Source organism: Leptospira idonii, from assembly GCF_004770995.1.
Taxonomy (GTDB): Bacteria; Spirochaetota; Leptospiria; order Leptospirales; family Leptospiraceae; genus Leptospira_A; species Leptospira_A idonii.
Map to the genome: position 1 here is coordinate 253,758 of NZ_RQHW01000028.1, position 11,728 is coordinate 265,485.

General features: G+C 41.3%; 11 protein-coding genes. 8 read left to right on the top strand and 3 right to left on the bottom strand.

The genetic code is table 11. The features are described from left to right. Positions 1 to 58 precede the first annotated feature (58 nt). The 7 genes from EHS15_RS08245 to pnuC all read left to right on the top strand — a co-directional run bounded on the left by EHS15_RS08245 (position 59) and on the right by pnuC (position 9,602). Complete coding sequence (locus EHS15_RS08245) at positions 59 to 2,314, top strand: aconitate hydratase (protein WP_135760069.1); 2,256 nt, start codon at positions 59 to 61, stop codon at positions 2,312 to 2,314. A 73-nt stretch (positions 2,315 to 2,387) separates the two neighbouring features. Then, entirely contained in the window at positions 2,388 to 3,548 is a 1,161-nt protein-coding gene (locus tag EHS15_RS08250) for a hypothetical protein (protein ID WP_135760070.1), read from the top strand. 3 nt (positions 3,549 to 3,551) lie between these two features. After that, a complete protein-coding gene (locus EHS15_RS08255; protein ID WP_135760071.1) occupies positions 3,552 to 4,229 on the top strand; it encodes a class I SAM-dependent methyltransferase in 678 nt (225 codons plus the stop codon). Positions 4,230 to 4,334: 105 nt separating this feature from the next. Then, positions 4,335 to 6,494 carry a hypothetical protein gene (locus EHS15_RS08260; RefSeq protein WP_135760072.1) on the top strand — a complete coding sequence of 720 codons (2,160 nt, stop codon included), beginning with the start codon at positions 4,335 to 4,337 and terminating at the stop codon, positions 6,492 to 6,494. 31 nt (positions 6,495 to 6,525) lie between these two features. Further along, positions 6,526 to 7,737, top strand: a complete 1,212-nt coding sequence (locus EHS15_RS08265; RefSeq protein WP_135760073.1) for a lipase/acyltransferase domain-containing protein — start codon at positions 6,526 to 6,528, stop codon at positions 7,735 to 7,737. 4 nt (positions 7,738 to 7,741) lie between these two features. Beyond that, entirely contained in the window at positions 7,742 to 8,935 is a 1,194-nt protein-coding gene (locus EHS15_RS08270) for a metallophosphoesterase (protein ID WP_135760074.1), read from the top strand. Positions 8,936 to 8,945: 10 nt separating this feature from the next. Next, positions 8,946 to 9,602 carry a nicotinamide riboside transporter PnuC gene (pnuC, locus tag EHS15_RS08275; RefSeq protein ID WP_135760103.1) on the top strand — a complete coding sequence of 219 codons (657 nt, stop codon included), beginning with the start codon at positions 8,946 to 8,948 and terminating at the stop codon, positions 9,600 to 9,602. Between the two features lie 125 nt (positions 9,603 to 9,727). Here the strand turns inward: pnuC and EHS15_RS08280 are convergent, their stop codons facing one another. The 3 genes from EHS15_RS08280 to EHS15_RS08290 form a co-directional block, all read right to left on the bottom strand. Continuing rightward, a complete protein-coding gene (locus EHS15_RS08280; protein ID WP_167884185.1) occupies positions 9,728 to 10,708 on the bottom strand; it encodes a FecR family protein in 981 nt (326 codons plus the stop codon). Between the two features lie 183 nt (positions 10,709 to 10,891). Continuing rightward, positions 10,892 to 11,221: a divalent-cation tolerance protein CutA gene (cutA, locus tag EHS15_RS08285; RefSeq protein WP_135760076.1), complete on the bottom strand. Its 330-nt coding sequence runs from the start codon at positions 11,219 to 11,221 to the stop codon at positions 10,892 to 10,894. A gap of 34 nt (positions 11,222 to 11,255) precedes the next feature. Continuing rightward, positions 11,256 to 11,483 (bottom strand): hypothetical protein, encoded by a 228-nt coding sequence (locus EHS15_RS08290; protein WP_135760077.1) that lies wholly within the window; start codon positions 11,481 to 11,483, stop codon positions 11,256 to 11,258. A 3-nt stretch (positions 11,484 to 11,486) separates the two neighbouring features. Between EHS15_RS08290 and EHS15_RS08295 the strand changes: the two genes are divergently transcribed. Further along, the coding region (locus EHS15_RS08295; protein ID WP_135760078.1) for a hypothetical protein at positions 11,487 to 11,728 on the top strand (242 nt) is incomplete at its 3' end.

Genomic DNA, 11,728 nt, shown 5'->3' on the forward strand with positions numbered 1-11,728 from the left:
TTCTTAATTTTGGATTGATTCTGCGTTTTATCGGAAGAGAAAGGTATCAGAGGACAAGATGGCATTCGATATAGAAATGATTCAGGCTCGTTACAGCAAAATGGAAGCAGCAATTGCTGCCGCCAGAAAGGTTGTAGGCCGACCCCTTACACTGACTGAGAAAATTCTTTACTCCCACCTTTGGGATGGTAACGCAAAACAAGCGTTTGAGCGCGGGAAAGATTATGTAGACTTCGCTCCCGACAGAGTGGCGATGCAGGATGCAACGGCTCAGATGGCACTTCTGCAATTTATGCAGGCCGGTCGTAAAAAAGTAGCTGTTCCCTCGACGGTTCACTGCGACCATTTAATTACTGCTAAAGAAGAATCGGGCGTAGACCTTAACTTCGCAGTAAAAGAAAACAAAGAAGTTTATGATTTTTTATCTTCCGTATCCAATAAGTACGGAATCGGTTTCTGGAAGCCGGGTGCGGGGATCATCCACCAAGTCGTTTTGGAAAACTATGCGTTCCCGGGCGGTATGATGATCGGAACCGATTCTCATACTGTGAATGCAGGCGGTTTGGGTATGGTTGCCATCGGAGTCGGTGGAGCTGACGCTTGTGATGTGATGGCGGGACTTGCTTGGGAATTGAAATGGCCTAAGGCGATCGGAGTGAAGCTCACCGGTAATTTGAACGGTTGGACTTCCGCAAAAGACATCATATTAAAAGTAGCAGGCATCCTTACCGTAAAAGGCGGAACAGGTGCTATCGTGGAATACTTCGGCCCTGGCGCGGAAGCTCTTTCCTGCACAGGAAAAGGTACAATCTGTAACATGGGTGCGGAAATCGGTGCGACTACTTCCACATTCGCATACGATGCCTCTATGGAACGTTACCTTCGTTCTACAAACAGAGCGGACGTTGCGGATCTAGCGAATCAATACAGAGAGCACCTAACTGCAGATAAAGAAGTTTATGCGGATCCTAACAAATATTTCGACCAAGTGATCGAAATCGATTTGAATACTTTGGAACCTTACGTAAACGGACCTTTCACTCCTGACTTGGCGACTCCTATCTCCAAAATGAAGGAAGAGGCCGCTAAAAACGGATGGCCTTTGAAAGTGGAAGTAGGTCTTATCGGATCCTGCACAAACTCTTCTTATGAAGACATCTCTCGTGCGGCTTCCCTTGCGAAACAAGTTGCTGCTAAAGGTTTGAAGACAAAAGCAGAGTTTACAATCACTCCTGGTTCCGAATTGGTTCGTTATACGATCGAAAGAGACGGTTTTATAGATACATTCAATAAAATCGGAGCGAAGGTTTTCTCGAATGCTTGCGGTCCTTGTATAGGGATGTGGTCCAGAGTCGGTGCAGAGAAAAAAGAGAAGAACACAATCGTTCACTCTTTCAACCGTAACTTCCAAGCTCGCCAAGACGGAAACCCGAATACATTCGCATTCGTAGCTTCTCCCGAATTGACTACGGCTCTTGCCATTGCGGGGGATTTAGGATTCAATCCTTTGACGGACACTCTCACCAACGAAAAAGGCGAGAAAGTAAAGTTAGATCCTCCTACAGGTGAGGAATTGCCTCCTAAAGGTTTTGCAGTAGAGGATGCCGGTTTTGTCGCTCCTGCGGCGGACGGTTCTGGAGTGCAAGTGATTGTAGATCCTGCTTCCACTCGTTTACAGTTGTTAGCTCCTTTCAAAGCTTGGGAAGGAACCGATCTAAAAGGTTTGAAACTTCTGATCAAAGCGAAAGGAAAATGTACTACGGATCATATCTCCATGGCGGGTCCTTGGTTGAAGTTCAGAGGTCACTTGGACAATATCTCCAACAACCTTCTCATCGGCGCCACAAACTTGTTCAACGGAAAAACCAACGAAGTTAAAAATCAACTCACTGGAAATTACGAACCGGTTCCTGCTACGCAAAGAGCTTACAAAGCGCAAGGAATCGGATCCATCGTTGTGGGAGATGAAAACTACGGAGAAGGTTCTTCCAGAGAACACGCTGCAATGGAACCTAGACATCTGGGAGTTCGTGCGGTTCTAGTGAAGTCTTTTGCTCGTATCCACGAAACCAACTTGAAAAAACAAGGAATGTTGGCTCTTACTTTTGCAAACAAAGACGACTACGATAAGATCCAAGAAGACGATATCATCGACATCAACGGGCTTACTTCTTTTTCGGAAGGAAAGTCGCTCACTCTTGTTTTGAATCATAAGGATGGATCTAAGGATGAAATCTCAGTGAACCATACTTATAATTCTCAGCAGATTGAATGGTTCAAAGCGGGTGCCGCTTTGAATTTGATGAGAGCATAGTCACAGGTTTTCAAAATCAAGCACCGGTAATACGGGCGTTAATCGCTCTTTATCGGTGCTTTTTTATGGAACAATGCCCTCCGCAAAAAGAAAATCCTCTCAAACGAAACCTTCCGAATCCGTAGAAGTGGTCTGGAAAGGAATCTCTTCCTCTCAATCGAAGTCTCAAAAAGAGTTCAATGATATCTTAAAGAAACACAAGGACACCTTGGAGAAAGCCAAGGAAGTGGACTTACTGTTTCAAATGGTGAACTCCGTATATTTAAAGGAAGTACTCCCCGAAATCGAAAAACAAAAACGGCTGGATCGAACCAGATTCGTTCTTATGTGTGAAATTTTGACTGAAGAAAAAGTTTCTTTGGGCAAACAACAAAGAGAAGTTTTGCGAAACTATCTTTTGGAAATCTGTTACGATAACGTAAACGAAGATCGAAAGTTTTATCAAAGTTATATGGATATTCTGGAAACAAAATCGGAAAGGATGAAACGATTGTCCCGCAAATTGGATTTAGAATCCAGAATCAAAAATCAATTCGGTGTGGATGTCGATTTGGACGAATTGAACCGAACGGATTTCGATACGGAAGAGGACCGCACTGAGCACGAGGAAAAATACAAAGAGTTCAGGGAAAAATACGAAGAATACCGCTCTCAGTATCATCAGAAAAGAAAAACTTCCGATTCGAAATCGGAGAAAAAATCGAAGTCCCGATTGGAAAAAGAGAAAAAGCAGAATGAAACGGAACGTTTGCTGAGTTTGGACATCAACTCTTTGTTCAAGTCCTTGGCCAAACAGATCCATCCCGACCGGGAACAAAATCCTGAATTGCGTGCTAAAAAAGCGAAATTGATGACTGAACTTTCCGGGGCGAGAGACAATATGAACATCGCAGAGATATTGGAAATCAAGTTCAAAGTGGACGAATTGGTGCCTGACAACCAAACCGATGTTTCATTCAATGATTCCTCCATAAAACGATTCGTTTCCATTATAAAAACTAAGATACGTAAGTTGGAAGATTCCATTAAAGAAAGACTTTTTTCTCATCCTTTATTGGAAGATTATCCTGACAAAAGACTGGCTCGTCCCGAAAATATAAAACCCTATTTGGAACTCATTGCGAAGAACAATAAAAAGATCACTGACTCTTTCGAAGAGGAAGTAGAACGACTAAAAAGGGAACCTAAATACGTTAAGGAAATGATTCGTGATTTATCACAAGTTGGTTATTGATACATGAAACGGTTTTTAAACGCAAAAAACCACGGAATCGGTAAAAACGGTAAAAATTTCGACAACTCCTATTGGACGGAGATTTACGGGAACGGTTTGGATGTGGACGGTTCTTATAATGCGAAGGAACATGCGAATTATCTTTATTATCTGTTTCAGCTCATGGATATTCCCGTCTATCGGCTTGCAGACTTCGGATTCGGAAAAGGGATTTTACTTAAGGAGATGGTGAAAGCTTTTTCGCCTGTTCAGGTGTATGCGGTAGACGCTTCTCCCGATGCTTACGAGGATTTGAATAAAAAGGACTGGGTGAAACGATCCGATAAATTCCATATCTATCACAGTGCCTTGGAGAGTTTTATCCTTCCTAAATTGGAAAAAGAACCGGTGGATTTAGGAATTTGTAATTCGGTCATCCAATATCTTCCCGACGGGGAAATACCGGGTGTATTGGAGCGTTTGGCGAAATACTGCAATTATTTATACTTTACTGTCCCAACTAAGGAAGATTATTCGGTCATGAAATCCGAAATGAATTTCATAGATCCTTATGCTTATTCCAGAACTGCTCAAAAATATAGAAAATGGCTCTCTAGAGATTTCGAAATCGTAGGATACAATCTTTTGCAGAGTAGATGGCTGGGTGAAAAAGGATTTAAAGAAGAGTTATTTAGAATCTAATAATTTAGGGAAGTCTCTAAGCAGAAATTTCTTTCTGTTTTTCGAGTTGGCATCAACGGTGAAAAATGTTTTTTTGTCCAGATTGTTCAGTCAGATGGAAATCCTATGAGAAATTTATTTTTTCCGATCCTCATCTATCTTTTTGTATTCGTTGTCTTTCAATGTAAAACACCCGATTTCGAAAATCCATGCGACCTGAAATCGGAAAACTTTCTATATACGATGATCATAAAATATGGGATCGTAGATTCCTCGCCTCATTGCGGTTTGAGTTCGTTTCCGGGAGTATCTGCAGCTGAGAATTTATATGCGGGCAGGGACAATTGGCTGGATTATATTAAAAACGACGGAACCACTCCGCTTCTCGCTTCTAACACTCCTTGCGACGGTTCGGAAACGGGCGGTTTCGCAGCTTGTATACATGCGGGTGCCATGAGAAGTGTTCAAGTAAAAGGAGGTTTTTTCGGGGCCTCTTGTGATGACGGATATACTGCCAGCGATAATGAATCCGCATTCCATTATAATTGTTCCGAGATCGACGGAGGGATTCGTTTTACTTCCGTTTCTCTTCTTCCGGGAAAACGTTTGGGGGATTTGGTAGACGGCACTACAAATCCTTTGCAGTTCAAACCTCTCCAAATTTCAGTATTTAAGAATGGAAAGTTGATCGGACAGTCGGACAAGAAGATCTGGTGGAAAAATAGAATTCTTTCTTTGCCGGTATCGGGAGGAACCATAGGAAGTCCGTACGATCTGTATTATGTGGGAACGAATCTAAGTGGCGTTCAAGCGATCACATTCAACTCGAATCAAATGGGTATCATCGCTGTCTCAGGAACTCAGATATCTTACAGCGGAACGGGTGTTTTCCTGACTCTGAACGGAAATTTCCAGTATTTGGAGGGAGGTTATGCTTCTGCTTCCGGAACTACTCATTTGATTTATATAGGAGGAAACAGCCGTTTTGCGAATGTAAGGGAATTAGCAGTAGTGAATAACGGACAATTATTACAAGTCAGCGGCTCTTTCGGATTGTATCAGAACCTTACTTTGGGGAAATCACCTAACAACGGAACAGGTTTGGGAATCTCCGATTCTTCCACTCCCATCATGCGGGCGAATTCTTTCCACAATGTAGTTACGGGAGGAACTGACGGACCAGGAATTTATGTATATCCGCAAACGTCCGTATCCATTTTAAATCATATATTCTCCAATGTTACTGTGTATGCTGCTACCGATGAAACCATCGCAGTCTCTTCTCCCTCCAGTGGAAACGATAATTCGGGGCATATTTTTCGAGAGATTACTGTCGCAAACTCCGGCTCCAACGGAGGTTTGTATTTTTATCGCAATTCAGGCGCGTCTCTTTCGAATATATCAGTACTGAATTATGTTTCCGTAAATCAATCAGCCGACGGACTGACTGTAAATTCTCAGATCACAGGAGATATGGGAATTACATTTCAGAATATTGCAATGTTGAGAAATTCGAATGTGCCAATCAATCAGAACAACGTAAACGCACTTTATTATACTGGGAATTTAAAAATCAGTTCCGCAGCGGGTTGTACGATAGCGGGAGGAGTCAATCCTGGCATTCTCAACGGAAGTTGTGATAAGGCAGGATCATCTGACTTCAATTTAACTACAAATGCTTCATATGATTTTAGTTTTGTGGGATCGGTTTCACAAAATGATAGTGTGAATCCTTTCGACAATGCCGGATTATATTCTTCCGTTGTTCCCACTAATGACGTTCAATTTTTCGCTTTAATGGAGAATCGTTATCGTACTTGGATTAATTCTGATTCTTTGACCGGTTTTACGGATTTGATGAGAGGAAATTGCGGAGTCAACTGTCGTATTTTTGACTGGTCCTTGAAAGCGACCGACGCTACATTATTGAATACGAATCCATGTCCGGATCCTGCAAATCCTTTGGTTCATAAAGTGGCAGGTTCCAGCGCAACGGATGCGGGCTGCCACTCAATCTTTTTGGGAGCGAAAACGTCTGCGGGAAATGTCTGCCAAGTCACCCATCTTAGGAATGCGGTAGAGATCGTAGGGGACGGGGTAGGAAACGACAATTCCCTTTGTGAAAGCGGAGAACATTGCATTTACACTCCGAATATAGCATCCTACCAAGGCCATGGAAAATTAGGGAAAGCTTCAGCAGTCTCACCTAATTTTTGTAAGGATATAGGTTCCGGAAATGTTTTGGCAAATATCAAACTTTTTCAGTACGAACAAAACGGGTATTGATATTTATAAAAAAAGAGTCTAATAAGAATCTATGCATCGATTTCAAAAACGGCTTTTTAGTGTTGTTTGCCTTCCCTTTTTCCTGATTTTTTTCTTTGGATGTTCTTCTTCCGATCTTCCTCATTCTATTCACTCCCAACCGGAAACGATCGTAGTTTTTGTGCCAGGTTATAAAGGCTCCCAATTGTATCAAAAGAGAAATTCCGAGTCCTCCTCTCCTATCAAACTGTGGTTAAATGCTGCGCAAGGACTCAATTTAATTACCCCTGATTTGAGTTTGAAAAAGGAAGACGGTATATACGCAGAAGGTGCTTTGGAAAAAATCACTCTCATTCCATATCTTGTGGAAGTTCCCGTCTACAAACCTTGGATTCAATTCCTGGCCTCCTCTGCTAAAATCAAATTCTTTGTGTTTTCTTACGATTGGAGAAGGGACAACACAGAATCGGTTTTGAAACTGGAGTCTTTTCTTGCCGATTTAAAGAAAAAGTATCCGAACCGTCTGCCTGTTGTCGTAGGGCACAGCAATGGCGGATTAATCACCTATTCGTTGTTTAACTCCAAACCGCAGTTGTTTTCCAAAATCGTTTTGGTAGGGACTCCTTTTCGAGGAGGCTCCGGGTTTTTGGAGGACTTGGTCTTAGGGACAAAAACAGGTTTTAATTCCAAACTGACAAATTCCTGTGTTGTTTCCAGTTTCGAATCCGTATTTTCTTTTTTTCCCCGCAAAGAAAGTAAGTGGGACACTGCGAATGTCATCAAAGAAGAAGATGGCACTCCGATTCAGAACGACTTCTTTTCCGCAAAAGATTGGTCTCGTTTGCAATTGGGGCCTTTTTCCAAGGAAAGCGGCTGCAATATCCCCACATCCGGCTTTCAAGTCCAATTGGACAAAGCGTACGCATTCAGAAATTCGTTGGATCCTAAATGGAAACAAGGGAAATACCCTCCTGTTTTAGTTGTTTCTGCAAACAACCGTAATACGATCAGGGTGGTTTTAGGAAAAAAATCTGTAGTAGAAAATGAAAAGGCAGTAAATAATAAAGTAGAAAACTGGAAGTGGGACATTCATCACCCTATGTTTGCGCCAGGTGACGGAAGAGTGACTTGGGAAAGTGCAAATCCACCTCCCGGAATCGTATTCGAATCGTTTTTGTCCGAATATGAACATTCCTCTTTGCTCAATGATCCGAAAGTACAAGAGAAAATTTTAGAGTTTTTAGAAACTAAATCTAAGGAGTGACCGAATGTCACGTTTTCTTATTTTTTTATCCGTTTTCACTTCCATCTTAACCATTGGTTATGTTTACACCGGCTTTCGATTGATGTATGGTTTGGAAATTTCCGGTCTATCCGCCTGGCTTTTTTGGATCTTGATTTTTTGTTTGATTTTAGTGATTCCAGCTTCTTATTTCTTTAGCCAGACGATTGAAACGGAAGGGCTACAGTCCGTTCTGTCGTATGTATCATTCACAGGTTTGGGTTTCTTTACCATTCTTTTCACTTTGGTTCTAATGAAAGATCTACTTTCTCTTTTATTTACGATCATATCTCCTTTGGTTTTGTATTTCAGTCCTGAGTGGGCGAACCAATTCTCTCTTTGGTCACAGGAAGGAGTAGGAATCAACTTTATCCTAACATCCATTACATTAATTTTGGCGGGGACTCTCACTTTCATCGGTTTTTTCCAAGCACATAAACGCCTCAAAACCATTTTCATCGAAGTTCCCGTGCAAAATCTCCACCCCGATTTAGATGGATTTAAAATTGTTCAGATTTCTGATGTTCATATCGGACCTACCATTAAAGGTAAATTCCTTTCTCATGTAGTGGAAAGAATCAATCATTTGGAGCCGGATTTCGTTGCGATCACAGGAGATCTTGTGGATGGGAATGTAAATATATTGAAGCATCATTTACTTCCATTAGGTGCTTTGAAATCCAAATACGGAACTTTTTTCGTAACGGGAAATCATGAATATTATTCCGGTGTCAAAGCCTGGATCAAAGAGATACAAACTTTGGGAATTCGGGTTCTTTTGAATGAAAATGAACTTTTACGTCATAAAGGGTCCGTAGTTGCATTAGCAGGCGTTACAGATCTAAAGGCGGGTTCGATTCTTCCGGAACATACTACGAATCCGGGAAAGGCAATTCGAGGAGGAGAAAATTCCGACTTTAAGATTTTACTGGCACACCAACCGGATAGCATCTTAGAAGCGGCCTCTTACGGATACGATCTGCAGCTCTCCGGTCATACTCATGGAGGACAATACTTTCCCGGAAACATAGTCATTTATTTGGCACAGAAATTCGTAGCAGGGCTGCATAGATACAAAGACATGTGGCTCTATGTAAGCAGAGGAACAGGGTATTGGGGGCCGCCTTTAAGAATCGGAGCTCCCTCCGAAATCACTCAAATCGTTTTAAGGAAGGCATAACTTCAATTTGATGGATTCTCTTTTACATTTTTTATCTCTTGAGTTTACTGTTGTTACGGTCTGGGAGTATCCTCTCAGTCTTTTGGAAATTTTAGGAACGATCTCCGGCTTATTTTGCGTATATTACGCATCAGTAGAAAAAATCATCACTTGGCCGATCGGAATCTTCAATTCCATTTGTTTTTTCTTCTTATTCTACCAAGTGCAGTTGTATTCGGATATGTTACTGCAGATTTATTTTTTCGGTTCCAGCATCTACGGGTGGATCGTATGGAATCGAAAGACGGGAGAATATGTAAGAATCCATTCTTTGGGAGTAAAAAAGAATTTATTTCTATTCACATCCATTCTTGTTTTCACATATTTATTAGGTGAAATTACTTTCCGTTTGCCTGTTTGGTTCCCTGTGATGTTTACGGAACCGCCTGCCTTTCTATATTGGGATGCATTTACTACGGTTGCAAGCATCTATGCCAATTTTTTATTGGCGTGCAGAATTTTAGAATCTTGGTTTCTATGGGTGCTCGTGGATGTGGTTTGTATTGCTTTGTATTTTTTGAAAAACATTCCTCTTGTCACGATCGAATACGTGATCTTTCTAGTTATTGCATTGTATGGATGTTATGCGTGGTATCGTGAATACAAAACGGTTTCAGAAAAAGTTTGATAAGAAAGGGCTTTGTTAAATACGAAAGAGAGTAGAGTGATCGGCTGGGGGCTGAAAGAAAACATCCATAGGAGGGTTTTCCCATGGATGTCGCAATCATAGGCAGCATCTACTGCCCATCCTGTTTATTGTTTTTTCAAACCTTCTTTGATCGCATCCATCTGAGATTTGCTTGAGTTTTGGATTTCGCTTTTTTGTTCATCCTTGCCGCTGCTGATATCTTTAGTGGTTTTGGAAGTGCTTCCCTTGGTATCATTTAAAAGTTGTTTGTTTGCTTCTTTTTGAGTCTCGATTTCCGCTCTATTTTTATCTTTCTGTTCGTTCAGAATTTGGCGGTTGTCTTCCTTAAATTTTTCCACATCGATTTTGATTCTTTCTTTGTCTTTTTCAAACTGATCTTTGATCGATTGGATTTGTTCTTTTGCGGATTGAAGGATTTGAGCCGAGGATGTGCTCAAGTCGGATAACAAAAGTTTTTCGTCATCGGTAAGAGGAGAAGTATTGATGGTTTCCGCATCGGCTTCGGATTTGTTTCCTTCCGTTACTACTGGGGAATTTTCGTTGAAAGTAGGCGGTTCTGCGTTCGGTTCTCCAGGCACAGGAGGGATGTGTTCCGTTTGCACAGCACCTTCCGATACCAAAATTTGAGAAGTTTCTCCGTCTACTTGAGTTAAGAACTCTGTTCCTCTTACCCCTCCTACTTGAGTTTGTGTGATTACTTCGAGAGATTCTTTTTTTCTCAAGGCAGTCGGTTGTTGGATGAAAAGTTTTCCTTTTAGAACTTGGAATCTGTTTCTGGAAGCGTCCTGTTTGGAGAAAAATTTAGTATCCAATCGAATTTCAGAATTTGCTAAAACACGAAGGAGAGCTCCCGTTTTTAAGATGAGATCGAGTTTTCCGTTGGAACCGGTTTTGATTCTGGTTTCGTCAGGTAAGGAATCGGAAACTAGGAAATTATGTTTCGATCCATCCGGCAGAATGTATTCAACCTCACCTATCGATTGATAGACGACTGTAGCGGCAACCGAAGTTCCCGTTTCGGGCTTCTGTTTACAATTCACAAACAGAATGAGGAAAAGGCAAATAGTGTAGAAAATTGGTTTCATAGTATGGTTTTTAAACACTCGTTTCAATGGAAATCTCCGCACTAGTCTATATACCATCTTTGAATTTTATTGTAAATTTTTTAATTCTGAGCGCAGATTTTTATGTGATCATCTCATAAAAACGGACAGAGAAGCACCGCACACTTGCTTTCTAAAGAAAGATGTGTGCGGCAGAAAAAACGATTAAGAATTTTTTTTAATTTTTTCAGCGATAAACGCTTTATAAGCGGGAGATCCGAAACTCACATCCATTTTGATGATTTCAGGGGCGATATAAGGATGTTTCTTCATGATGTATTCTTCAATCGCATTGTACTGATCGGCTTTGGCTTTCAGAAGAATTTTGTTTTCCGTATCGACTGTGATCTTTCCGTCCCACATATATACCAATTCCACTTCGGGAAAAATTGTTCCCGAAGTGATGATACCTTGTTCCAACATTTCTGAGATATGTTCTTCCGCCATATCTCTGTCTCCGATCGTTGTAAATACTAAGATTTCTTCCGAAGCCATATTCTCTCCTTGTTTATATTCTATTGATCCCGGTTCAGTCTTTGGAAAAACTATATTCTTCGTTTGCAGGCAGATCTTTCACGGAAGAAAGTTTCACTAAAGAACTTCCGTCGATGTCTTGTGAAAGATCGAATTGAAAACCTGTCGTTTTCAAACCGGTACTTCCCGGCGCCCACTTTCCGGAGAACTGTTTTACTTCTTTGCCGCCGACAGTCAGACTTGCGGAAAAGTTTTGGTTCGAGCCTGAAATGATAAGAGCCAATTTTTGCGGACCTGTTTTAGGATTCCAATACGATCCAAAGCAGAGTTAGGTTCCGAGTCCGCTGACTCCAATGTGGTTTCCGTGTTCCTAAATAAAGCCCCTAGTCCTGTGAAACATAGAAGTTTGAACTTAGATGAGATTCCTAAAACCTTTTTAGGAAATTGGTCCGGATCGTATTGGAATCCTAAAACAGGTCCGCAAAAATTGGCTCTTATCATTTCAGGCTCGAACCAAAACTTTTCCGC

What these genes read in the sequence shown, in the direction of transcription:
- cutA (WP_135760076.1), bottom strand. Translation starts at nt 11,221, where the DNA reads ATGGCTTCGGAAGAAATCTTAGTATTTACAACGATCGGAGACAGAGAT.
- EHS15_RS08255 (WP_135760071.1), top strand. Translation starts at nt 3,552, where the DNA reads ATGAAACGGTTTTTAAACGCAAAAAACCACGGAATCGGTAAAAACGGT.
- EHS15_RS08280 (WP_167884185.1), bottom strand. Translation starts at nt 10,708, where the DNA reads ATGAAACCAATTTTCTACACTATTTGCCTTTTCCTCATTCTGTTTGTG.
- EHS15_RS08250 (WP_135760070.1), top strand. Translation starts at nt 2,388, where the DNA reads ATGCCCTCCGCAAAAAGAAAATCCTCTCAAACGAAACCTTCCGAATCC.
- pnuC (WP_135760103.1), top strand. Translation starts at nt 8,946, where the DNA reads ATGGATTCTCTTTTACATTTTTTATCTCTTGAGTTTACTGTTGTTACG.
- EHS15_RS08265 (WP_135760073.1), top strand. Translation starts at nt 6,526, where the DNA reads ATGCATCGATTTCAAAAACGGCTTTTTAGTGTTGTTTGCCTTCCCTTT.
- EHS15_RS08245 (WP_135760069.1), top strand. Translation starts at nt 59, where the DNA reads ATGGCATTCGATATAGAAATGATTCAGGCTCGTTACAGCAAAATGGAA.
- EHS15_RS08270 (WP_135760074.1), top strand. Translation starts at nt 7,742, where the DNA reads ATGTCACGTTTTCTTATTTTTTTATCCGTTTTCACTTCCATCTTAACC.
- EHS15_RS08260 (WP_135760072.1), top strand. Translation starts at nt 4,335, where the DNA reads ATGAGAAATTTATTTTTTCCGATCCTCATCTATCTTTTTGTATTCGTT.